This is a genomic window from Bacillus sp. B2-WWTP-C-10-Post-4 (assembly GCF_009183805.1).
Classification (GTDB): domain Bacteria; phylum Bacillota; class Bacilli; order Bacillales; family Bacillaceae_G; genus Bacillus_A; species Bacillus_A cereus.
The window spans coordinates 38,425-60,860 of sequence record NZ_WEII01000006.1; the positions used below are offsets into that span (position 1 = coordinate 38,425).

Sequence of the window (22,436 nt, forward strand, 5' to 3'; positions counted from 1 at the left end):
ACCGAAGTAAAAGTGATTTCCTTTATACATTATTTACCTAAAACGAATTCAGCAACTTCGTCTAAGATCATATCTTTCCCTAGTGGGAAGTAACCTTTGTTTAAGTCTTCATTTTTAATTGTAAATACGTGGTTATTTTTAACAGCGTTCATGTTTTTCCAAATTGATTCTTCTTGGAATTCTTTTAAGCGCTGAGAACCGTCACCAGTTGTAAATACGAATAAGTAATCTGGGTTGTAATCGATTAAAGCTTCTTTTTGTACTTGTACTAACGGTTTATCAGTTGGTGTACCTTTAACTGCTGGTAGTTTTAAATCATTAAAGATTACGCTACCGTAACCGTAATCACCATATACGCGGAAAGCATTTGGATATGCAGCCATTTTCATAAATGTTGCTTCACCAGTTTTAGCGACGATTTTGTCATGTAATTTGCTTGCTTTTTCATCATACTTTTTGAACCATTCTTTTGTTTCTTTTTCTTTACCGAAGATTTGACCTACTTCTTCGAATTTTGGACGCCATTGATCTAATGGAGTGTTTAACATAACTGTTGGTGCAATTTTAGATAATTGATCATAAATCTTTTCTTGACGATTATTTACAAGAATTAAATCTGGTTTTGCAGCAGCTACTGCTTCAATGTTAATTTTATCGCCCCAAGCAGAACCAACTGGTTTAACGTCTTTTAGTTTCTTTTCAATATGTGCATCAATTTTTTCTTGAGATGTATTAGCAGTAATAACCGGTTTCATACCGAAAATTAATAATTCTTCTGTTGAACCACTAAGGTCAGCAATTTTCTTTGGGTTTGCAGGAATTTTAATTTCCCCTTTTGCATGTTTTACAGTGCGCTCTTCAGTCTTTGCATCTGCTTTCTTTTCTTCTTCTTTGTTAGAACAAGCTGCAAATAGTACAGAAGTCACAACTAGTACCATTGCTAATAGTGCCATTTTAAAATTCTTCATGTTCCCACTCCTTCTAGCTGTATTTATCTTATAAGTTACAATGAACTATAAGAAACAAAGATAACAATTAATTAATATATATTTATTAACTGTTGTTAATAACCCATTCTAACGGGCGTTCAACTTCCCATTCATATATAAGAAGCTCAACGTCCATTAGAAGCCCCCCTCTTTACGAGGGGGTTCTACTTATGCTTTTTTACGCAATTGATTACTAATCATCGCTAAATCATATGTTAAACAAATTGGCTTACAGTTTACTGGACATGGAACGATTTGAGCTTCAATCTCAAATACACTGCGAAGTGTTTCACTTGTCATAACTTCATCTGGCGTTCCTTGTTTCATTAACTTACCTGCTTTTAATGCAATCATATGATCAGAGAAACGAGAAGCGTGGTTTAAGTCATGGATAACCATAACAATCGTTCTACCTTCTTCTTCATTTAACTTTTTCAATAAGTTTAATACTTCTAATTGATGAGCCATATCTAAGTACGTTGTTGGTTCATCCAATACAAGTAATTCTGTTCCTTGTGCAAGAGCCATTGCGATCCAAACACGTTGACGTTGGCCACCTGATAGCGCTTCTGCTGGACGATTCGCAAATTCTTTCATTCCTGTCACTTCAAGTGCCCAGTTAATGTAGCGATAATCCTCTTCTTTCAACGTGCCAAACCCTTTTTGATGAGGGAATCTTCCATATGACACAAGCTCAAATACAGTAAGACCCGTTGGCACTTCTGCAGTTTGTGGTAAAATCGCCATTTTCTTTGCAATTTCTTTCGTTGGCTGTTTCTCAATTGCTTTTCCGTCAAGATAAACAGTACCTTGCTTTGCCTTCAAAATACGAGACGCCGTTTTTAATAATGTGGACTTCCCACAACCATTTGGTCCAATAATTGTTGTAATTTTCCCTTCCGGAATTTCAACTGTTAAACCATCAATAATTAAACCTTCATTATAGCCAACAGATACCGCATCCACCGCTAAAGTTGCCATACGAAAAGCCTCCCTTTATTTTGTCCTCATAAGTAAATAAATGAAATATGGTGCACCAATTACAGAAATAACAAGACCGACTGGTATTTCTGAAGTTGTTAATACACTTCTTGAAATTACGTCTGCGAATAAAAGTAAAAACGTTCCTATTAGCGCTGCTGTGGGCAACATAATTTGATGTTTACCACCAACAAGGCGCCTTGCTAAATGCGGGGCCATTAAACCAATAAAGCCAATTCCGCCCGCAACAGCAACAGATGCACCTGCTAAACAAACTGCAATAAATAATAATTTACGTCTTTCTTTTTCTACGTTTACACCAAGGCCAACTGCTGTAGAATCGCCTAAGTTCATTACATTTAATATGTGTGCTTTACTTATAGCAAGCGGTAAGAAAATAACCATCCATGGAAGTACACTTAATACGAATTTCCAATCTGTACCCCATAGACTTCCCGCCAGCCAAATCGTAGCAAAACGAAAATCGTTAGATGTCATCTTCATAGAGAAAATTAAACTAACAGCTCCAAATCCAGCTGCAACGGCAATACCGACAAGTATTAATCGAGTCGATGAAACGCCGTCTTTCCATGCTAGTAAATAAATAATTACCGCTGCTAATATCGCTCCAACTAGTGCGAAGAATGGAAGAATGAATACAGATAAAAATGTACCAGTCCCTACTTTCCCGAAGAAGAAGTAGACGAATATAACAACTGTTAATCCCGCTCCAGCATTAATACCTATAATACCTGGATCAGCAAGCGGATTTCGTGATAAACCTTGCAAAATCGCACCTGACATAGCTAAAGCAGATCCGACTAGTATAGCAATTACCATACGCGGCATACGGAATTCAAATAAAATAACAGACTGATCTTCAGCCCCTAGTCCAACCAATGACTTTAATACGTCCATTGGCGGGATTTTAAAAGTTCCTGTATTTAAACTAATAAGAAATATAGAAACGATTAGTCCTACTAAAATCGTTAATATAGAAATGTTCTTTTTTGTTAAGACACTCGTCCTCACATCTTTCCTCTCCCTTCATTACGTGCTAAGTAGAGGAAGAATGGAACCCCAATTAGCGCTGTAATTGCTCCAATTGGCGTTTCAAATGGCGGGTTAATAACGCGAGATAACATATCTGCACATTCAATTAACAGCCCGCCTAAGACCGCAGAACATGGAATAACCCATCTATAGTCCGAGCCTACAAGAAAACGAGTCATATGCGGAATTACAAGACCAACAAATCCAACTGATCCTGCCATGGAAACTGCGGAACCCGTTAAAACAAGAACAAGTACTGTTCCGATAAATTTAATTAATGTCGTATTTTGACCAAGTCCAATTGCAATTTCTTCACCGAAGCTCAAAATTGTAATATATCTCGACATCATAATTGCGATAAAAAGACAAACAAGGCCAATTGGCACTAACATATTAATACTTTGCCATTTCACTCCAGCAACCCCGCCTGCATTCCACATGCTTACCTCTTGGGCAAGATTGAAATACAATGCGATTCCAGATGAAATTGCCCCTAATAAAGCACTAATAGCTGCACCTGCTAAAGCTAATTTCACAGGTGTTAATCCACCTGGTGAAGAAGACCCAATTCCATATACAATGCTTGCACCAAACGCAGCTCCAATAAAAGATGCGATAACAAACATTAAATAAGGTGAATTAGGAAAAAATGCATACATAATTGCAATTCCAAATACAGCCCCATCTGTAATCCCCATTAACGATGGTGAAGCAAGTGGATTTCGCGTCATACCTTGCATAATTGCTCCTGATACCGCTAAAAAGGCACCTGCAACTACGCCCCCTATTGCTCTAGGCATGCGAAGCTCTTGAATTACATTATGATGTGTAATAGATCCATCAAACTGAAATACAGCTTGCCATACAGTCTTTAAACTAATATCTGCAGCCCCAAAAGAAATAGAAACTGCCATGCTTAAAGCTAACAAAACTGTACCCGCTACTAAAATAATAGAAGCGATAAGCGGTCTGCTCTTAATCTCTTTAACATTCTCTTCTTGCTGTTCTATACTGTTTGCGCTCGCTTCCATCCCTCAACCATCCTAACTAACAACATATATTTATTGAAATGAAATTTATTCTCAAATAGTAATAAAAAAATTAGGTGAATTGTTATTTTCCTGATAATGATTATCAGAATCAGACACTTCTATTCTACCTATCGCTTTAAAAGACTGTCAACCATTATTTTGAAATATAAATTTATATAAATTGGAATTTTAATACAAAAGTTGTGTCTATCCTTTAGAAAACGTTCGTCCACACAAGAGTACTTTCGCAGAATAAATTATTCCTCTTATGGGCATAAAAAAGAAGAGTAATCTTTTCACTCTTCTTTTTCTTACTTATTTAACTTTGCTTCAATTTTTGCGATTAACTCATCTTCTGTTGGAGCCGCAACTGGACGGTTATTTACAAATGCGAATGATTTTTTACGACCAGGACCACAGTAAGACTGACATCCAACTTCAATCGTTGCACATGAATCTACTTTTTTTAACTTCGGAACTAACGTTTTAACGTTCGTTGCCTGACAGTCATCGCACACGCGAAACTCGTTTCCCATTATATAACACTTCCTCTATTTTAAACTTTTCTCAAGTACGTTTAAAAATAAACACTAAATGGTATTTTACCGCTCTTTGAAGCTCGTTGCAAGTTTCCCTACAAAGCCTATTCTCTACATAATGCTACATATTTTATATGCTCTCCTACAGAAGTACTCACCATTCATGGGAAAATTTTTACCTTTCATCGAAATCTACCATATTTTTAAAAGCTTTGTATAAAAGTTTATTTTTTTGCCCATTATAAAAATAGGAAGTTCATAAAAAGAAAGGGAGTTGAATCTATGAAAGTAAGACAAGATGCTTGGACAGATGAGGATGATTTATTACTTGCTGAAACGGTACTTCGTCATGTTAGAGAAGGAAGTACGCAATTAAATGCATTTGAGGAAGTAGGGGATCAGTTAAATCGTACATCTGCTGCTTGTGGTTTCCGCTGGAATGCTGTTGTTCGCTATAGCTATGAACAAGCTCTTCAACTAGCAAAAAAACATCGTAAAGATAAAATGCGTGCTGCAAGCGGTGAACAAGCGAAAAAACGTTTACTTTATACACCACCAGCTTCAGATTCGATAACTGATTATGAAGAATTAGTACAAGAAGAATCAATCGTACAATATAAAGAAGCTATTCCATATCAAGAATCTACTGCTCCTGCTGCAAGAAGCTCTATGACAATGCAAGATGTTATTTATTTTTTACAAACAGTCGGATCTTCAAATATAAAAGTGACAGCTCTTGAAAACGAGAATACGAGATTGAAACAAGAAATTAAAGCACAAATCCTTCGGAATGAGGAACTAGAAAAGAAACTAGAAAAATTAGAAAAGCAATCTCATACTGTACAAGAAGATTACGAAACACTTATGAACATTATGAACCGAGCTCGTAAATTGGCAGTCATGGATGACGAAGAACGTTCTCAAACATCTTTCCGAATGGACCGAAACGGTAATTTAGAAAAAATTGCAGAATAAAAAGGATGCATGTAATGCATCCTTTTTATTATTTCACTTCTAAGCTCCCCCTTTATATGTGAGAAAACTCCATTCTTCATTTTTTGCTATAATAGAGATTGTCATTTTAAAGATAAGGGGTTAGTTATATGAGCAATTCCCGTTCCATTTTATCTCAGCCAGAGTGGCGCATTGTAGATCAATCTAGTTTGGGACCAACATTTCATGCACTTCAGTCATTCGCAATGGATGACACATTATGCACAAGCATTGGAAATGGCAAGTCAGCCGCAACAATGCGTTCTTGGGTTCATCACAATACAATTGTCCTTGGCATTCAAGATTCACGCCTTCCGCATTTAGAAGAAGGTATTTCTTTTTTAAAACAAAACAACTTCAATGTTATTGTCCGTAATTCTGGCGGGCTTGCGGTCGTGCTTGATGAAGGTGTTTTAAACGTATCACTTTTATTCCAAGAAACAGAAAAAGGTATCGATATTGACCTTGGATACGATACAATGTGGCATTTGATTAAGGAGATGTTAAAGGATTACGACGTTACTATCGAGGCAAAAGAAATTGTCGGCTCTTACTGTCCTGGTAGTTATGACTTAAGTATTCGCGATCAAAAATTCGCTGGTATTTCACAACGTCGTATTCGCGGAGGTGTCGCTGTCCAAATCTATCTCTGCGCTACCGGAAGTGGCTCTGAGCGTGCCGCACTCGTTCGTGATTTCTACAACCTAGCAATTCAAGGGGAAGAAACACGCTTTACGTACCCTGAAATTGTACCAAGTACGATGGCCTCACTCTCAGAATTACTTGGTGAAACCATTACAGTACAAGATTTAATGATGCGTCTTTTAAAAACATTGCAGCAATTCGCTCCAAAGTTAACACCATCTCAATTAACAATAGATGAGATTTCTTTATATGAGACGAATTTACAACGTATTATTGATCGTAATAATAAAGCACTTGGTTTAGAAAAATAAAGACCGTCGCTATAATAGCGACGGTCTTTATTTCAATTCATTATAGAATTAAAGTGCTTGAGCTGCTGTAATTAAAGCTAACTTGTACACTTCTTCTTCGTTACATCCACGAGATAGGTCATTTACAGGCATGTTTAAACCTTGTAAGATTGGTCCTACTGCTTCGAAGTTACCTAAACGTTGAGCGATTTTGTAGCCGATATTACCAGCTTCTAAGCTTGGGAATACGAATACGTTAGCATCACCTTTAATTGTAGAACCTGGAGCTTTTTTCTCAGCTACAGATGGTACGAATGCAGCATCGAATTGGAATTCTCCATCTAAAGTTAACTCAGGAGCCATTTCTTTTGCAATGCGAGTTGCTTCTACAACTTTTTCTGTTTCTGGAGATTTCGCAGAACCTTTTGTAGAGAAGCTTAACATAGCAACGCGTGGATCAATGCCGAATAACTCAGCAGTTTTCGCACTTTCGATACCGATTTCAGCTAAATCTTGGCTGTTTGGTGCAATGTTAATTGCGCAATCAGCGAATACATATTTCTCTTCTTCACGTACCATGATGAATACGCCAGAAGTTTTTGTAACGCCTGGTTTTGTTTTAATAATTTGAAGTGCTGGACGAACTGTATCAGCTGTAGAATGAGCTGCACCACTTACTAGACCGTGTGCTTTGCCCATGTATACAAGCATTGTACCGAAGTAGTTTTCGTCTTTAAGGATTTTGCGAGCGTCTTCTTCAGTTGCTTTACCTTTACGGCGTTCAACGAAAGATGCTACCATTGCATCCATTTCTTCGTATGTAGCTGGGTCGTAAATATCAACGCCTGCTAATGTTAAATTCATGCTAGCAGCTTTTGCGCTAATTTCTTCTCTATTACCAACTAAGATTGGTTTTACTAACTCTTCTTTTGCTAAACGCTCTGCAGCGCCTAAAATTCTTTCATCAGTTCCTTCAGGAAGTACGATAGAAATGCCTTTTCCTTGAACTTTTTCTTTTACTGTTGTAAATAAGTTGCTCACGAATAAACCCTCCTACATATGTTAAAAAAACTCTATCTTTAAGAATACTGCTTTTCTTCTATATTTTAAACTTATAGCTCCCAAAAAATAGATAAAATAAAAATGATTATATTTTCATAAAATTCAGCCGTTAAATTCACCTTGCTTAAACACTTAAATGTGACAATTTTATGCGCCAAGGTTTTATATAGATGATTTTAAAACTATATATGCTATAGTTAACGTGTAAAACTATCATTAACTGAGGTGAATAGAATGAGTGAAGCAACAACAACGTTAGATGGCTGGTATTGTTTACATGATTTACGTTCTATTGATTGGGCTGCATGGAAAACATTATCTAGCGACGAACGCGGACAAGCAGTGTCTGAATTTTTAAATGTCGTTGAAAAATGGAACGAAGTAGCTACTGCGAAAAAAGGTAGTCACGCAATGTATACAGTTGTTGGCCAAAAAGCTGATATTATGCTTATGATTTTACGTCCAACAATGGAAGAGTTAAATGAAATTGAGACAGAATTGAATAAAACAACTTTAGCTGAATATATGGTTCCTGCATATTCTTACGTATCTGTTGTTGAATTAAGCAACTATCTTCCAGCTGATGAGGATCCATACCAAAACCCGCAAATTTTAGCTCGCTTATATCCTGAATTGCCGAAAGCAAATCATATTTGCTTCTATCCAATGGATAAGCGTCGCCAAGGTGATGACAACTGGTACATGCTTCCTATGGAAGAGCGTAAAAAAATGATGTACAGTCATAGTAAAATTGGCCGTCAATACGCAGGTAAAGTACGCCAAGTGATTTCAGGATCTGTTGGATTCGACGATTTCGAATGGGGCGTAACATTATTCGCTGACGATGTTCTTCAATTTAAAAAACTTATATATGAAATGCGCTTCGATGAAGTAAGTGCTCGTTATGGTGAATTTGGAACATTCTTCGTTGGAAACATTTTACCAGACGAAAAAGTAGAGAAATTTTTACACATATAAATGGTGAAAAGGAACGAAATTCGTTCCTTTTTTTATTCTTCTCTATATTTATCCTCAAAAATCCCCTTTTTTCTGCACTTTTGAAGAAAAACCGACATTTTTTCAAATTTATTGTAAAATTGTAACCTTTTTATATGTAAAGATATGCTAAAATGATACGAGCTATATGCTAAATAACGATGCGAAGGTGATAATCTATATGAAAAAAATTTTGTCTATTTTACTATTGCTTGTATTGTCAATTTCTTCCTTAGGAGTAACAACATCCCATGCGGAAGAAAAAATACATATTGAGGCAGCCGCTGCACTTTTATTTGATGCAGATACAGGAAAAATACTTCACGAGCAAAATCCAGATGAATTGCTAGCTATTGCTAGTATGTCGAAATTAATTGTTGTTTACGCTGTTTTAGAAGCAATTAAAGAAGGAAAAATCACATGGGATACGAAAGTAAATATTTCTGATTACGCTTATGAAGTCTCTCGTAATAATGAATTCTCTAATGTACCGTTCGAAAAAGGACGTCAATATACTGTAAAAGAATTATATCATTCTATTGTTATATTCTCTGCAAATGGATCTAGTATCGCTTTAGCAGAACTTCTTGCAGGAAGTGAGAAAAACTTCTTAAATCTTGCAAATGAACATGCTAAAAAGCTAGGATTAAAGAAATATAAATTTGTAAACGCTACGGGCTTAAATAACGCTGACTTAAAAGGAAAACATCCTGAGGGTACTGATCCAAATGCAGAAAACTCTATGTCAGCTCGTGATATGGGTATGCTTTCAAAAGCAATGATTACAAAGTATCCAGAAATGCTAGAGGATACAAAACAAAGATTTAGAAACTTCCCAGACAATCACCCAAAACCAATTCGTATGGAAAACTGGAATTGGATGTTACCAGGAGCTGCTTTCGCTTATGAAGGTACTGATGGTTTAAAAACTGGAAGTTCTGATACAGCTGGATACGGATTTACTATTACTGCTAAACGTGGTGATGTACGTCTTATCTCGGTTATTATTAAAACAAAATCAATGGATGAACGTTTCACAGAATCTCGTGAATTAATCGAATACGGATTTAATAACTTTGAAAAACAAAAACTAAAAGTTAATAAGAACAATACAATCTCTGTAGTAAAAGGGAAAGAAGACCAAGTAACTGTTGCACCCGAAAAAGAAATAACAGTAATTGCGAAAAAAGGTAGCAAAGAACCTTATAAAATTGGGACTGAATTAGATAAATCTCTTGCTGAAGATGGACATTTAGTTGCTCCTATTAAGAAAGATGCCAAAGTAGGCTCAATTACTTTAGAATCAACTGATAAATACGGTTTCTTAGACGGTAGTAAAAGTATGAAAGTTACTGCAAAAACGACAGAGGAAGTTGAAAAAGCAAATTGGTTTGTGTTAACAATGCGCTCTATTGGTGATTTCTTCTCAAACTTATGGTCTAAAGTTTTTTAATAAAAAAGCTGGCTCACGCTAGCTTTTTTTATTTTCCGCTCTCAATGTAAAACTTCGTTTGGTTGTCATATCTGAGCCCTTTTCCTCATACGTATGAACTAGTAATTGTTACACACTTCATCTAGAGATAAACCTCTTTCCAAAAGGTATTCCAAAAAGAGAGGTGACACATAATGGGAGTTATTGCTTATAACGAAGAAGATGTAAAGTTGTTAGCTAGACTGATGCGTGCTGAAGCCGAAGGAGAAGGACAACAAGGAATGTTAATGGTCGGAAACGTTGGGGTAAATCGTGTCCGCGGAAATTGTTTAGACTTTAAAAGCATTCGTAATTTACGTCAAATGGTTTATCAAAACCCCGGCGGTTTTGAAGCAACGCAAAAAGGATACTTTTATCAACGGGCACGTGAACAAGATATTGCCCTAGCGAGACGGACCATTCAAGGGCAACGTTTTTGGCCTGCTAACTTTGCCTTATGGTTCTTTAGACCTGAAGGGGCATGTCCACCAACTTGGTATAACCAACAAAACTCTGGTCGCTTTAAAAAGCACTGCTTCTTCCAGCCATCTGCTGGAGACTGCCCTAGCGTATATTAAGGAATAAAAATGAGGAGGGATTTTTGAATGGCACAGCAACAAAATCCGTACTATGGAACAGGTTTTTATCAACCATCTGGAACTTATGTACAACCGCAACAAATGACTCAACAACAGCAGCAAGCGATGCAACAACAAACAGCTCAAGCTGCGCAAGCTCAATATGCAATTTCTCAAGGCATGTTACCTCTAGAGCAATCCTATATTGAAAATATCCTTCGTTTAAACAAAGGTAAGCAAGCTACGGTTGTAATGACTTATGAACGTGGCAGTTCCCTTGGTACACAATCTTATACAGGTATTATTGAAGCAGCTGGCCGTGACCATATTGTTATTAGTGAACCGCAATCAGGAAAACGCTATTTACTACTAATGATCTACTTAGATTACGTAGAGTTTCCAGAAGAAATTACGTATTTACCTAGTCAACAAGCAACTTATACTCCAAGACCATAAAAAAAGCTGGCAAATGCCAGCTTTTGTTTTTTTATAATCCTTTTACAACTGCAGTCCCTACTAGAATCCACGCCACTATAAACGCTACACCACCAAGAGGTGTAATTGGACCAAAGAACTTAATGCCTGTCGTACTTAATGCATACAAACTACCTGAGAACATAATAATTCCAGCTACCATTAGCCAACCAGCAGTAGTTAAAAGTGATGATTGAACCTTATCCATCAATAAAGCAACTACGAATAGTCCACCTGCATGAAACATTTGATATGTAACGCCTGTTTTCCAAACTTCTAACATTTTTGCAGAAATTTTATTTTCTAAACCGTGTGCTCCAAAGGCCCCTAACGCAACAGATAGCCCCGCTGCAATACAACCTAGTAAAAAGAAAATTTTCATCTTAATTCCCCTTTTTTACCTTTATCATAAGCAATTTTTGCATATAAGCCAACCGATTTATCTTCTAAAAATCAAATAAAGAATTACCGTTTGCATCACTTTCTTTTATATATACTGGCTCCCCAGAAACAGGTGCAATTGGTTGCATAGTTGTTACTGGTTGTGATCCAATTACTTGCGATTGAATTTCCGGTTCTCTATATGTAGATGTTTCAACTTGTTCATCTAATAATAAGTCACATAAAGCACGCACAACTAATAAATGTTCTTTTGACTTTTGTCCTTCACTACTTTTTGCCTTCGCAATTTCATTCGCCATTTTATTTAAAATCTTGTCGCTAGATATTTGCATTCCTTATCACCTCGTACTTTGTAATTCTTTCTCGAATTGTCCCAATTTTTCTACTGAACCAAATACTATTATCATATCACGTTCTTTCAATTTTTCCTGCCCTGTCGGATTATGTATAATATTCCCATTTCTTGAAATCGCTAATATTGTTACATCAAACTGATTCCTTACATTACTCTCTAGTAACGATTTACCAACCAATATTGAATCTTTTCCAACTAGAATTTCTTCAATGACAAATGACTGTTCTACTCCATACAACACTGTATCAATATAATGAACAGTTAATGGATTTGCAATACCTTTTGCGATATGAATACCCGCCATACTAGATGGATTAATAACCTTATTTGCACCAGCACGCCTTAATTTCTCTTCAGTTTCTGGCTTTTCAGATCTCGCCACAATTTTAATCGTATCGTTTAACCCTCTTGCTGTTAATGTAATAAATACATTTTCAGCATCATTTGCAACAATAGCAACTAAACCAGCTGCTTTTAAAATTCCGGCATTATGTAATACTTGATCTTCCGTTGCATCTCCATGTACAAATAAAAGCTTTTCCTGCTCCAATATACTTTCATCTTTATCAACAACGACAAATGGAATATTCTTTTCTTGCAATTCATGTACAACTTGAAGCCCCACTCTACCGCAACCACATACTATAATATGATTTTTCAACTGCGCTATTTGTTTATCCATCTTCTTCCTCCGTACTGCATGAAATAAATTCCCTTCAATAATCATAGCTGCCACTACCCCAATTGCATACGTAACAATACCTACGCCAACAGGAATAATAAGAAGCGCAAATACTTTCCCCGCTTGCGTTACAGGAACGGCATCTCCGTATCCAACAGTCAATACAGTAATCATTGTCATCCAAAATGCTTGAAACAAACTAATCTCTTCAATCGTCATAAATCCTATCGTTCCTAGAATTACAACAAAAGTCATACATATAACTGCTATCCATAATTGCTTACGTGCATTCATACTGTGTTTCAACTCTTTTCTCTATCTACAATCTTTGCCAGTGGAAATAAAATACGTATATACTAGATACGGAATCTATGAAAGAGGTTGATATAATGAAGACATTTCTTTCCGCCTTACAATGGGCACTATTTATTTTAGCTGGAAGCCTTATTGTACCAATTAGTGTCGCAACTAGTTATGGTCTTAATGGCGCTGAAGCCATCGCATTTGTACAAAGAACATTATTTGTTCTAGGTTTTGCTGGTCTCTTGCAAGCTATATTTGGGCATAAACTTCCTATTCAAGAAGGTCCTGCTGGCCTTTGGTGGGGAATTTTCTCTCTTTACGCAAGTTTAGGCGTCGTACTATTTGGATCAAATAATGAGACACTTAAAGTTCTTCAATATGCTTTCTTATTAAGTGGTATTATTTGTATTATTCTTAGCGTTTTTGGACTTATTGATAAACTCGTTCGCTATTTTACACCGACAGTCATTGGAACGTATTTATTTCTTCTTGTCGCGCAGCTTAGTGGCTCCTTCTTAAAGGGAATGTTTGGCCTTGATGGAAAACATACAGAAGTACAACCTAACGTATTTATTCTTTCACTCATTGTTATTTTACTATCCTTTTTCATCATGAAGCTACCTATTATTGGACAATATTCCGTTCTTTTCAGTATCGTATGCGGCTGGATATTATTCGCATGCTTCGGATTATCTAATCCAATAACACCAGTGACAGACATAATCCGTTTTCCATCCTTATTTGTTTTCGGAATGCCTCGTGTTGAATGGAATATGGTAATTACGGTCATTTTCGTTACGCTCTTACTTCTAACAAATATGTTAGCAAGTATTCGCGTTGTACAAAAGGTTGTCTCTAAATATGAAGAAAACGCTGCATCAGATCGTTTTAAACAAGCTGGCATTATAACAGGAATCAACCAATTGCTAGGCGGCCTATTTTCAGCTATTGGGCCTGTCGCTATTTCTGGATCAGCAGGTTTTATTGCAACGACTAATATTTATAAACGTCTCCCGTTTATATTAGGGTCAAGCTTTATTATTGTCGTTAGTATATTTCCAAAGATTACTTCATTCTTTGCAGCAATCCCTGTTGCAGTTGGTTATGCCGCTATTTATCCTGTATTCGCAAGCATGATTGGCCTCGCCTTTCGAGAATACGAAACTGTCCAGGATAAAGAACGATTATTTAAAGTAGCCGGTCTTTCAATCTTTACAGGAGTCGGAGTTATGTTTGTTCCAGCAGGAGCATATTCCACACTTCCACCATTTCTAGCATCGTTTTTAAGTAATGGTCTCGTTCTTGGATCTGTAATGGCAATCTTGCTAGAAATACTATTTTCTCGTTTCACAGCAAAACAAATATCTTAAATTGGAAAACTTCCATTATTGCACTCTACCTTTAGAGTTGTTACGATAAAATCAAACTTTAATCATTGGGGTTTTATTCATCCCCAATGATTATTAACCAATATTATGAGCAACACACTCATAATAATTTATCTACTTCTTTTCAAAGAGGTTTGATGTCTTACTATTATTCCTCAATCTCTTCATGAACATGTATTTTGATTTCAATTAAAGAAAGGAATTTTCTATATGACTTATAAAATGATTGTTTTAGATTTAGATGATACTTTATTACGTGATGACCATACTATTTCACCTCGTACGAAAGAAGCGTTAATGACTGCACAAGAGCAAGGCGTAAAGGTTGTACTTGCTTCTGGACGTCCAACGTTCGGTATGCGCAATGTAGCGAAAGAAATTCGTTTAGAAGAATACGGCAGTTTCATTTTATCTTTTAATGGTGCAAAAATTATTAACTGTAAAACAAACGAAGAAATCTTTAGTAGTACACTATCTCCTGAAATCGTTCACAACCTATTTGAAATTAGTAAAACTGAAGATGTATGGATTCATACTTATATGGGCGATGATATCGTAACGGAAGAAAATAATCCTTATACTGAAATTGAGGGCGATATTACTGGTATGCCAATTATTGTAGTAGATGACTTTAAAGCTGCAGTTAAAGAGCCCGTAGTAAAAGTATTAATGAATAAAGAAGCTGAACGCCTTGTTGAAGTTGAAAAGAAACTACAAAAACAGCTAGAAGGCCAATTAAGCGTGATGCGTTCGAAACCATTCTTCTTAGAATTTACTGAAGCTGGTGTTACAAAAGGAACGAGCTTAAACAAACTGATCCAAAAGCTTGGCATTAAGCGTGAAGAAGTTATCGCAATGGGCGATAGCTATAACGACCAAGCGATGATTGAATTTGCTGGTCTTGGCGTTGCAATGGGCAATGCACCTGATGATATTAAAGAAATTGCAAACTACGTAACAGATACAAATATGAACGATGGTGTTGCAAAAGTTGTAGAGAAATTCGTTTTAAAAACGGATGTACTTGTTTAATATTTTCATTCACAAAACCTATTTGAAGTCAAATACTTCAAATAGGTTTTTATTTAAATTCTCATGCTTTTGTGACTATATTTTGAACTTTGCACTATTCTCGTAGTGTAAACTTTCTTTTTGTATATAATGAAACAAAATAGACTATTTTATTTTGAAAAAGAATACAAATTTACTATATACAAGCATACGTTAAAGGAGGCTACTTTATGTTATCTACACCAATCGGACGATTAAGAGCAATTGGACTAGTTGAGGGTATTTCTTTCCTATTACTACTATTTGTAGCAATGCCATTGAAATATTTCGCAGGATTTGCAACAGCTGTTAAAATTACAGGCATGGCTCATGGTGTTCTATTTATTCTATTCATCTTTGCAGTAATTCAAGTAACAATCGTACACCGTAAATCAATTTTATGGGCACTTGGAGCATTTGTTTCATCAGTTATCCCATTTGGCACTTTTGTACTAGATGCAAAATTAAAGAACGAGCAACAATAATAATAAAAAGGTAGTTAACGACTGTTAACTACCTTTTCTATTTATAAATTTGGAATTTCCCAATCAATTTCTCTTTCGCCCATATTAGCTAAAATCGTATTTACTTTAGAATATGGCTTACTACCAAAGAAACCACGTCTTGCCGATAGTGGGCTTGGATGTACAGATTCGATAATATGATGATTCGGATTCGTAATTAACTTCTTCTTCGCCTGCGCATGGCGCCCCCACAATATGAAAATAACTGGCTTTTCACGTTCATTCAATAGTTCAATTACACGATCTGTGAAGTGCTCCCATCCTTTTCCCTTATGAGAATTTGCTTCGCCTTGACGAACTGTTAATACGGTATTTAGTAATAATACTCCTTGTTCCGCCCATTTTACTAAATAACCGTTATTCGGGATTTCATAACCATATTCATCTCGAAGTTCTTTATACATATTTAACAATGACGGTGGTGTTTTAACACCAGGTTGCACAGAAAAGCTTAAACCATGCGCTTGATTCGGTCCATGATATGGATCTTGTCCTAAAATAACAACCTTTGTATTTTCATAACTTGTATACTGAAGAGCGTTAAAAATATCTTCTACCTTCGGATAAACAACATGCGTGCTATATTCTTCTGTCAAAAAACTAGATAGAGTAAGATAATACTCTTTCTCGAATTCTGGTGCCAATAGTGGCTCCCAATCATTCTTTAAAACATTTTCCATACTGTCACTTCCTGTCTAATTAATTCACCATATCCTGTCTTGTAAATACTACGAACGAAATAACAAGGGAAACAACTGCCCAAACAGTTAAATTCATCAAAGAAAATCCCATCGATAAACCTTGTAATGCAGGTAATTTTCCTGATAAATAATCCGTTAATGATAAATTCACACTAAAAATATATTTGGCGCCTTCCCAAGATGTTGCGAACGAGCTTAAAATACCGCCTGCAATTAATGCAGCTAGCATAACGCCCATACCAGCTGGTGTATTACGAATTAAAACAGAGACCATAAATGATATAGTTCCGACAACGATAGCAACAAACCATGCTAGTCCATACGCCATTAAGATGTATTGCCACTGCGGAATAAGATGCACAAAGTTCGTATTTAGCGTTTCCTTATCAATAACAAATCCTGTTAAAACAGGTAAATTCCATCCCGAGTATCCAAATACAAGCCCTGATAATATGTAAGCAAACAAACCTACAAGAAACAGTATGAGCGAAATGAAAAATAACATCGTCACGTATTTACTAAGGAGTATTTTCCAGCGCCGAATTGGCCGCGTAAGTAACATCTTCATCGTCCCATCACTTCGTTCTCCTGAAACGATATCAATGGCGACAATCATTACGAGAAGCGGAATAAATAATGTAATTCCTTGTTCAATAAATGATCTGACAAAAGTCGGTGCACCCGGTGCCATCGGATTAATATCATGATCTAAATAATATTGTTGTTGCTCAACTCTTACCTTTAACCAATCACGCCATTCTTCTGGCAACCTAGAATTGTTCAACCGGTTCTGAGAATCAACAATTTGCTGTTGCAATGAAACCTTCCAATCGGTTGTACCGAGTCTTTTTTGTGTCGTTTCTATTTCACGATACTGCGCATACACAAAAAGCGGGATCAAGATTGCTAAAATAAGCATGACAACAAAAATACGTTTCTTACGGTAAATCTTTTCTGATTCATTTAAAACTAGATTCGCAAATTCACGCATGCTGCTCACCCCTTGTGAGTTCAATAAATAAATCTTCTAGCGTAAATACAAGCTCCTTAACGCTATGTACATCTATTTCATTTTCGACAAAGTGTTTATTCCAACTACTTATAGATGCAATATCCATGCGGCATAGTAATCGATCGCCTTCTACACTCACTTCCCTTACTTCTTCGGCCGCTTCTAGCATATCTTTCGCCTTAGAAATTGGTGTAACAATCCATTCTACACGATCACTTGCTGTTTTAATTAATTCTTCAACCTTGGCAACTGTTATCATTTTTCCTTTATGAATAATAGCAACGCGATCACATATCATTTGCACTTCACTTAGCAAGTGACTTGAAATAAACACGCTCATATTTTCTTCTTTTACAAGCTTATGTATAAATTCCCTAAGTTCTCTAATCCCTGCTGGATCTAAACCATTCGTTGGCTCATCTAATATGAGCAATTTTGGATTCCCAAGGAGCGCCTGCGCAATTCCAAGGCGTTGTTTCATACCAAGTGAGTACGTTTTTACCTTGTCATGAATTCTTTCATCTAAATGAACCATTTCAGCAATTTCAATAATACGTTCATCTGATATATCACCTAACATACGAGCAAATTGCTTTAAATTTTCCCATCCCGTTAAATATGTATACAACTCTGGGTTTTCAACGATACTCCCAATTTGACGCATCGCTTCTCTGAAATTTTCCTTAATCGAATAACCACCGATAGAAATCGTACCTTCTGTCGCCTTAATCAATCCGACTAACATTCGAATGGTAGTCGTCTTTCCAGCACCATTTGGTCCTAAGAACCCGAACACTTCTCCTTGCTTTACATCAAAGGAAATATTCTCTACAAGAGTCTTCTTTCCAATTACCTTCTTCAAATCTCGTACGGAAAGTATCGTCGTCATTTTACCCCTCCTTGTTCTAGTTTTAATTTACTTACAACATTTTGAACTAAACGTTCTGCCATATACGTATAACCTACTTCGTTCGGATGAAAATGATCAGAGTATAATAAATCTTTCCCGCGGTTTTGGAATAAATCAAATGTCGGTGTAATATACACATTTTTATCATTTAGCGCTAACTTCTCTAAAGATGCATTCCAGTCCACAACAATGTTTGAAGACCCTTTTAAATCTTCTACATCTTCAAAAGGATTGTATAAACCAAGCCAAAAAATCGGACTATCTGTATTTAATTTACGAATTTCTTCTATAATTTTCTTTGCTTCATTTTGAAACGTTTCTGTGTCAGGACGATACGTCTCTAAATCTATTTTCCCAAGCGATTCCCAGCCTGGGAACAAATCATTCCCACCAATCGTTAACACGATTACATCTGCTTGCTTAATTGAATATTGAGCGCCATTACTTTCAATTTGTTTTAATAAATCGGGCATTTTTGCACCACTAACTGCTAAATTTGTTAATGCAATTTTTTGCTTATAATCTTTTTGTAAATCCTCTTTCATTCGCCCAACATAGCCAATTCCTTCTTTATCACCAACGCCACGCGTTAATGAATCACCTAAACTAACGATTTGTAACGTTCCCGTTTTCTTTTTCTCTTTTGCCACTACATCGGTCTTTTTAATTAAATTTGAAGCTTTCGGATTTAATACATCATTTACACCTGACACAAAGCCATATGCAAATAAACAGAAAGATGCAATTGTAATGAGTAGAATTACTTTTACTACTTTTGATCTCATATCAAAACCCCTTTTAGCCCTCATAGATTGTCCATAATTATACCAAACGAAATTTTGAAAAGCGATTTTCACACCTTCTCAATTACGTCGTTTCTCTATTTACTAACTCTGGTAATAACTCTATATGCTTCACATCTAATTTCTCTTCATTAATCTTTTCATATAATAATTCAAACGCTTTTACTCCAACGTTTTTACTAGAATGCGAAATCGTCGTTATACCCAATATATCTGCCACCTCTTGATCATCACACCCGATAATCGTAATATCCTCTGGAATACGAATTCCTTGTTTTTTTGCTTCTGTAACCATCCCCGCTGCAATATGGTTACAAGATACAAGGAACGCCGTCGGTTTTACTGACATATGAGCCCATTCTCTAATTACATTGCGTCCATCTTCCACTGTAAAACAACCCTCAAATTTCCAGGTCTCTAACGGTGTTACGATACTCTGTTGAAGCGAATCTTCATATGCCTTCTTTCGTCTTTGGCTATTAACACTATTACTTCTTCCAATACAATATCCAACATGTGTATGACCGGCATCTATTAAGCTTTTCATCCCAAGTGAAAATACTTTGTAGTAATCGATATGGACACTTGAAATGCATTTTGAATCTATTTCTTCACACATAACAATCGGGCCGAATTTTGTATATTCTTCAAGCCTCTCCTTACTATTTGCCCGAGAACAAATAATAACCCCATCAAGCTTTTTCATTTTTAACATATTTAAAATTTCTAGTTCTTTTTCTTCGCTATAATTCGTCTGGCAAAGCATCATATTATAATTATTCTTGGCTGTCTCTTTTGATATCCCCTCGATAATAGCGCTATAATATTGATCATTTACGTGTGGTAATAAAACGCCAATTACATTCGTTTTTCCTTTCACTAAATGAATCGCATTCACGTTTTGCGTGTAATTTAATTCTTCTATAATCGCTAAAATTTCTTTTCGTTTCTGTTCATTTACGTACGGATGATTATTTAGTACACGTGAAACAGTTGAAACAGATACTCCAGCAAGTTCAGCAATCTTTCTTATATTTGTCATCTCATTTTCCCCTTCTCACAAAAATTCTCCCTTGACCTGGTAAGCTTTCCACAATATATCCTTTCCTAGCAAATACATTTAGAAAGGATATACAACTATGCTTCGATTCAAATTAGAATATATATTTTTCATTGGCGGTTTACTCATTCTTGCCATCGGTATTAATATGATGACGACAATTACTTCCTTTGGACTTAGCCCTTATGATTCCTTCTTTATTGCACTATATCAAAATTTTGGCATAAGTATTGGTTTTTGGATTTTTATGATTAACTTTGCCTTTACACTTATTGTACTCTTTTGGAATAAAAAACAAATTACAATCGGTACAATTGTAACGATGGTTCTTATTTCTCTTTTTGTTGATTGGATTGGTTCCATTACAACTATTATGGACGCTATCCGCTCTCTTCCAAAATATATAACACTTATTTGCGGAAATCTATTCGTTGGAGCTGGAATTGGTCTTTACGTCTCTACAAACCTTTGCGCAGCGCCTCAAGAAGCTTTCGTTTTAACGGTTGCTGAGAAGAAAAAATGGACGTTTAGAAGAACAGAGATTTCATTAGCCTTTTTATTTTTAACGTTAAGCTTTTTATTAGACGGACCTATCTATTTTGGAACAATCATCTTATCCTTTACAACAGGCTGGATTATCCAAGCATTTATTCAAGTTGGTACGCAGATTTTAAATAGAAAAGAGCCTATTAAGCAAGCTGCTTAATAGGCTCTTTCTGTTTTATGGTAAGGATACTACTTAGCATCCCCTTCAATTCGATAGTTCGCTTTCAAACAATCTATTTCTTCATACCCTTGCAACGTATGTAGAATATAATCATAATCAGCAAGAGACGCACGATGCGTTACAATTACAATTTCAGCCTTTCCTTTCTCTTCAAGCGGCATTTGAATAATTTTCTCAAAGCTAACTCCGCGCTCAGAGAACAATGAAGTAATTTTTGCAAATACACCAATTTCGTCTTTTACATGCAGTCTTAAAAACTTTTTCACGACAATTTCGTCTGGCTCTTTTAATACTTTTTGATATTGTGGGACTACAGCACTATTTCCTGTTACCCCTAATCTAATATTTTGCATTACAGCAACTAAATCCGAAACAACAGCTGTCGCTGTTGGTAAACTTCCTGCGCCTGGTCCATAAAACATCGTTTCCCCAACTGCTTCACCGTAAACATACACAGCGTTATATTCATTTTGTACTGCCGCAAGAGGATGTGTATTTGGAAGTAAAGTTGGTTCAACTGTAACCTCCAATTTTTCACCATCTCGTTTTGCAAGACCGATTAATTTAATTGTATAACCTAAGCTCTTACTATATTCAATATCTTCCTCTGTAATAGAGGTAATCCCTTTTACTTTCACGTCTCCAAGCTCTACATTTGTAGAGAAACCGAGAGTAGCTAAAATCGTCATTTTTCTTGCTGCATCTAAACCTTCTACATCTGATGTTGGATCTGCTTCTGCAAATCCAAGTTGTTGGGCTTCTTTTAACACGTCGTTATATGCTCTCCCTTCGTCTGACATTTTCGTCAAAATAAAATTTGTCGTTCCATTTACAATTCCCATTACTTTCGTAATAAGATCTGAGGAAAGTCCTTCTACGATACTGCGTAAAATTGGAATTCCCCCTGCCACACTCGCCTCATAGAATAAATCAGCCTTATTATCTTTTGCTGTCGCTAATAGTTCCGCCCCATGTAATGCCATTAAGTCTTTATTTGCAGTTACAACATGCTTTCCGCTTTTTAAAGCTTGTAAAATATATGATTTTGCATCATCAATGCCACCCATCACTTCAATGACAACATCAATATTTGGATTATCTAAAATTTCATTTGCATCTTGTGTTAATAGAGTAGAAGGTACCTCTATCTCTCTCTCTTTCTCAATGTTTTGCACTAATACTTTCGTTACCTTCACTGGACAACCTACTTGGTGTATGAGTCGTTCTTGATGATCCGTAATAATACGAACCACACCACTGCCAACTGTCCCAAGACCTAATAACCCAACTTGAATTTCTTTCATAGTACTGTCCACCCCTCAAAAATTGTGTTTAGATGAAATTATATGAGTAAAAAATCTGAAAAACAATTTATTTTGAACATTCGGAAAAATAAAGGTTAATCTTTACAAGGAAA

General features: G+C 36.0%; 25 protein-coding genes. 10 read left to right on the forward strand and 15 right to left on the reverse strand.

Going from position 1 to position 22,436, the window contains the following annotated elements; translation table 11 throughout:
- Positions 1–29: 29 nt before the first annotated feature.
- The 5 genes from GBN78_RS05255 to GBN78_RS05275 form a co-directional block, all read right to left on the reverse strand.
- Positions 30–968: an ABC transporter substrate-binding protein gene (locus GBN78_RS05255; protein WP_000787724.1), complete on the reverse strand. Its 939-nt coding sequence runs from the start codon at positions 966–968 to the stop codon at positions 30–32.
- A 189-nt stretch (positions 969–1,157) separates the two neighbouring features.
- Positions 1,158–1,970 carry an ABC transporter ATP-binding protein gene (locus GBN78_RS05260; protein ID WP_000212069.1) on the reverse strand — a complete coding sequence of 271 codons (813 nt, stop codon included), beginning with the start codon at positions 1,968–1,970 and terminating at the stop codon, positions 1,158–1,160.
- Positions 1,971–1,985: 15 nt separating this feature from the next.
- A complete protein-coding gene (locus GBN78_RS05265; protein WP_001260757.1) occupies positions 1,986–3,002 on the reverse strand; it encodes a FecCD family ABC transporter permease in 1,017 nt (338 codons plus the stop codon).
- Positions 2,999–4,054, reverse strand: coding sequence for a FecCD family ABC transporter permease (locus tag GBN78_RS05270; RefSeq protein ID WP_000388273.1), 1,056 nt, complete (start codon positions 4,052–4,054; stop codon positions 2,999–3,001). The genes GBN78_RS05265 and GBN78_RS05270 overlap by 4 nt, the downstream gene beginning before the upstream one ends.
- A 311-nt stretch (positions 4,055–4,365) precedes the next feature.
- Entirely contained in the window at positions 4,366–4,590 is a 225-nt protein-coding gene (locus GBN78_RS05275; protein WP_000526078.1) for a YuzB family protein, read from the reverse strand.
- Positions 4,591–4,875: 285 nt separating this feature from the next.
- Here GBN78_RS05275 and GBN78_RS05280 point away from each other — a divergent pair, with 285 nt between their 5' ends.
- Together GBN78_RS05280 and lipL are read left to right on the forward strand one after the other, a co-directional pair.
- A complete protein-coding gene (locus GBN78_RS05280; protein ID WP_000868358.1) occupies positions 4,876–5,568 on the forward strand; it encodes an RsfA family transcriptional regulator in 693 nt (230 codons plus the stop codon).
- A gap of 128 nt (positions 5,569–5,696) precedes the next feature.
- On the forward strand, positions 5,697–6,542 hold the full coding sequence (lipL, locus tag GBN78_RS05285; protein WP_000071950.1) for an octanoyl-[GcvH]:protein N-octanoyltransferase: 846 nt from the start codon (positions 5,697–5,699) through the stop codon (positions 6,540–6,542).
- Positions 6,543–6,590: 48 nt separating this feature from the next.
- On the opposite strand, the gene pta is transcribed toward lipL, so the two are convergent.
- Positions 6,591–7,562, reverse strand: coding sequence for a phosphate acetyltransferase (gene pta, locus GBN78_RS05290; RefSeq protein WP_000067225.1), 972 nt, complete (start codon positions 7,560–7,562; stop codon positions 6,591–6,593).
- Positions 7,563–7,817: 255 nt separating this feature from the next.
- On the opposite strand from pta, the gene hemQ reads away from it, so the two are divergent.
- The 4 genes from hemQ (at position 7,818) to gerQ (ending at position 11,084) form a co-directional block, all read left to right on the forward strand.
- The gene (hemQ, locus tag GBN78_RS05295; protein ID WP_001287595.1) at positions 7,818–8,561 is read left to right on the forward strand and encodes a hydrogen peroxide-dependent heme synthase; all 744 of its coding nucleotides are present in this window, start codon (positions 7,818–7,820) and stop codon (positions 8,559–8,561) included.
- 199 nt (positions 8,562–8,760) lie between these two features.
- Positions 8,761–10,032 (forward strand): serine hydrolase, encoded by a 1,272-nt coding sequence (locus GBN78_RS05300; RefSeq protein ID WP_000722867.1) that lies wholly within the window; start codon positions 8,761–8,763, stop codon positions 10,030–10,032.
- 173 nt (positions 10,033–10,205) lie between these two features.
- Entirely contained in the window at positions 10,206–10,628 is a 423-nt protein-coding gene (cwlJ, locus tag GBN78_RS05305) for a cell wall hydrolase CwlJ (protein WP_000538167.1), read from the forward strand.
- Positions 10,629–10,655: 27 nt separating this feature from the next.
- A complete protein-coding gene (gene gerQ / locus GBN78_RS05310; RefSeq protein WP_000068652.1) occupies positions 10,656–11,084 on the forward strand; it encodes a spore coat protein GerQ in 429 nt (142 codons plus the stop codon).
- A gap of 31 nt (positions 11,085–11,115) precedes the next feature.
- Here gerQ and GBN78_RS05315 read toward each other — a convergent pair whose 3' ends face one another.
- From GBN78_RS05315 to GBN78_RS05325, 3 genes are all read right to left on the reverse strand, one after another.
- Positions 11,116–11,484: a DUF423 domain-containing protein gene (locus GBN78_RS05315; RefSeq protein ID WP_000688315.1), complete on the reverse strand. Its 369-nt coding sequence runs from the start codon at positions 11,482–11,484 to the stop codon at positions 11,116–11,118.
- Between the two features lie 64 nt (positions 11,485–11,548).
- A complete protein-coding gene (locus tag GBN78_RS05320) occupies positions 11,549–11,836 on the reverse strand; it encodes a YwdI family protein (RefSeq protein WP_100619711.1) in 288 nt (95 codons plus the stop codon).
- Positions 11,837–11,842: 6 nt separating this feature from the next.
- Positions 11,843–12,835 (reverse strand): potassium channel family protein, encoded by a 993-nt coding sequence (locus tag GBN78_RS05325; protein WP_000993984.1) that lies wholly within the window; start codon positions 12,833–12,835, stop codon positions 11,843–11,845.
- Between the two features lie 95 nt (positions 12,836–12,930).
- Here GBN78_RS05325 and GBN78_RS05330 point away from each other — a divergent pair, with 95 nt between their 5' ends.
- From GBN78_RS05330 to GBN78_RS05340, 3 genes are all read left to right on the forward strand, one after another.
- Entirely contained in the window at positions 12,931–14,214 is a 1,284-nt protein-coding gene (locus tag GBN78_RS05330) for a purine/pyrimidine permease (RefSeq protein ID WP_152127041.1), read from the forward strand.
- Positions 14,215–14,442: 228 nt separating this feature from the next.
- Positions 14,443–15,264: a Cof-type HAD-IIB family hydrolase gene (locus GBN78_RS05335; RefSeq protein WP_152127043.1), complete on the forward strand. Its 822-nt coding sequence runs from the start codon at positions 14,443–14,445 to the stop codon at positions 15,262–15,264.
- A gap of 209 nt (positions 15,265–15,473) precedes the next feature.
- Positions 15,474–15,767 (forward strand): DUF3817 domain-containing protein, encoded by a 294-nt coding sequence (locus GBN78_RS05340; protein WP_000953396.1) that lies wholly within the window; start codon positions 15,474–15,476, stop codon positions 15,765–15,767.
- 41 nt (positions 15,768–15,808) lie between these two features.
- Here the strand turns inward: GBN78_RS05340 and GBN78_RS05345 are convergent, their stop codons facing one another.
- Genes GBN78_RS05345 through GBN78_RS05365 form a run of 5 tightly spaced genes read right to left on the reverse strand, consistent with a single transcriptional unit; the run spans position 15,809 to position 20,274 of the window.
- Complete coding sequence (locus GBN78_RS05345) at positions 15,809–16,486, reverse strand: uracil-DNA glycosylase (RefSeq protein WP_000432520.1); 678 nt, start codon at positions 16,484–16,486, stop codon at positions 15,809–15,811.
- 19 nt (positions 16,487–16,505) lie between these two features.
- The gene (locus tag GBN78_RS05350; RefSeq protein ID WP_001206497.1) at positions 16,506–17,498 is read right to left on the reverse strand and encodes an ABC transporter permease subunit; all 993 of its coding nucleotides are present in this window, start codon (positions 17,496–17,498) and stop codon (positions 16,506–16,508) included.
- Positions 17,491–18,408 carry an ABC transporter ATP-binding protein gene (locus GBN78_RS05355; RefSeq protein WP_000207719.1) on the reverse strand — a complete coding sequence of 306 codons (918 nt, stop codon included), beginning with the start codon at positions 18,406–18,408 and terminating at the stop codon, positions 17,491–17,493. Before GBN78_RS05355 ends, GBN78_RS05350 begins: the two co-directional genes overlap by 8 nt.
- The gene (locus tag GBN78_RS05360) at positions 18,405–19,286 is read right to left on the reverse strand and encodes an SGNH/GDSL hydrolase family protein (RefSeq protein WP_002022849.1); all 882 of its coding nucleotides are present in this window, start codon (positions 19,284–19,286) and stop codon (positions 18,405–18,407) included. Before GBN78_RS05360 ends, GBN78_RS05355 begins: the two co-directional genes overlap by 4 nt.
- A 10-nt stretch (positions 19,287–19,296) precedes the next feature.
- Entirely contained in the window at positions 19,297–20,274 is a 978-nt protein-coding gene (locus GBN78_RS05365) for a LacI family DNA-binding transcriptional regulator (protein ID WP_100619709.1), read from the reverse strand.
- Positions 20,275–20,371: 97 nt separating this feature from the next.
- On the opposite strand from GBN78_RS05365, the gene GBN78_RS05370 reads away from it, so the two are divergent.
- The gene (locus tag GBN78_RS05370) at positions 20,372–20,998 is read left to right on the forward strand and encodes a YczE/YyaS/YitT family protein (protein ID WP_000943411.1); all 627 of its coding nucleotides are present in this window, start codon (positions 20,372–20,374) and stop codon (positions 20,996–20,998) included.
- Between the two features lie 29 nt (positions 20,999–21,027).
- Here the strand turns inward: GBN78_RS05370 and GBN78_RS05375 are convergent, their stop codons facing one another.
- Positions 21,028–22,323 (reverse strand): homoserine dehydrogenase, encoded by a 1,296-nt coding sequence (locus tag GBN78_RS05375; RefSeq protein ID WP_000659093.1) that lies wholly within the window; start codon positions 22,321–22,323, stop codon positions 21,028–21,030.
- Between the last annotated feature and the right edge of the window lie 113 nt (positions 22,324–22,436).

Coding starts and splice junctions, on each gene's coding strand:
- cwlJ (WP_000538167.1), top strand. CDS start 10,206: ATGGGAGTTATTGCTTATAACGAAGAAGATGTAAAGTTGTTAGCTAGA.
- GBN78_RS05300 (WP_000722867.1), top strand. CDS start 8,761: ATGAAAAAAATTTTGTCTATTTTACTATTGCTTGTATTGTCAATTTCT.
- GBN78_RS05340 (WP_000953396.1), top strand. CDS start 15,474: ATGTTATCTACACCAATCGGACGATTAAGAGCAATTGGACTAGTTGAG.
- GBN78_RS05375 (WP_000659093.1), bottom strand. CDS start 22,323: ATGAAAGAAATTCAAGTTGGGTTATTAGGTCTTGGGACAGTTGGCAGT.
- GBN78_RS05260 (WP_000212069.1), bottom strand. CDS start 1,970: ATGGCAACTTTAGCGGTGGATGCGGTATCTGTTGGCTATAATGAAGGT.
- GBN78_RS05345 (WP_000432520.1), bottom strand. CDS start 16,486: ATGGAAAATGTTTTAAAGAATGATTGGGAGCCACTATTGGCACCAGAA.
- GBN78_RS05365 (WP_100619709.1), bottom strand. CDS start 20,274: ATGACAAATATAAGAAAGATTGCTGAACTTGCTGGAGTATCTGTTTCA.
- GBN78_RS05320 (WP_100619711.1), bottom strand. CDS start 11,836: ATGCAAATATCTAGCGACAAGATTTTAAATAAAATGGCGAATGAAATT.
- GBN78_RS05335 (WP_152127043.1), top strand. CDS start 14,443: ATGACTTATAAAATGATTGTTTTAGATTTAGATGATACTTTATTACGT.
- GBN78_RS05275 (WP_000526078.1), bottom strand. CDS start 4,590: ATGGGAAACGAGTTTCGCGTGTGCGATGACTGTCAGGCAACGAACGTT.
- GBN78_RS05270 (WP_000388273.1), bottom strand. CDS start 4,054: ATGGAAGCGAGCGCAAACAGTATAGAACAGCAAGAAGAGAATGTTAAA.
- GBN78_RS05350 (WP_001206497.1), bottom strand. CDS start 17,498: ATGCGTGAATTTGCGAATCTAGTTTTAAATGAATCAGAAAAGATTTAC.
- GBN78_RS05280 (WP_000868358.1), top strand. CDS start 4,876: ATGAAAGTAAGACAAGATGCTTGGACAGATGAGGATGATTTATTACTT.
- GBN78_RS05355 (WP_000207719.1), bottom strand. CDS start 18,408: ATGACGACGATACTTTCCGTACGAGATTTGAAGAAGGTAATTGGAAAG.
- GBN78_RS05330 (WP_152127041.1), top strand. CDS start 12,931: ATGAAGACATTTCTTTCCGCCTTACAATGGGCACTATTTATTTTAGCT.
- GBN78_RS05370 (WP_000943411.1), top strand. CDS start 20,372: ATGCTTCGATTCAAATTAGAATATATATTTTTCATTGGCGGTTTACTC.
- hemQ (WP_001287595.1), top strand. CDS start 7,818: ATGAGTGAAGCAACAACAACGTTAGATGGCTGGTATTGTTTACATGAT.
- GBN78_RS05315 (WP_000688315.1), bottom strand. CDS start 11,484: ATGAAAATTTTCTTTTTACTAGGTTGTATTGCAGCGGGGCTATCTGTT.
- GBN78_RS05325 (WP_000993984.1), bottom strand. CDS start 12,835: ATGAATGCACGTAAGCAATTATGGATAGCAGTTATATGTATGACTTTT.
- GBN78_RS05255 (WP_000787724.1), bottom strand. CDS start 968: ATGAAGAATTTTAAAATGGCACTATTAGCAATGGTACTAGTTGTGACT.
- lipL (WP_000071950.1), top strand. CDS start 5,697: ATGAGCAATTCCCGTTCCATTTTATCTCAGCCAGAGTGGCGCATTGTA.
- gerQ (WP_000068652.1), top strand. CDS start 10,656: ATGGCACAGCAACAAAATCCGTACTATGGAACAGGTTTTTATCAACCA.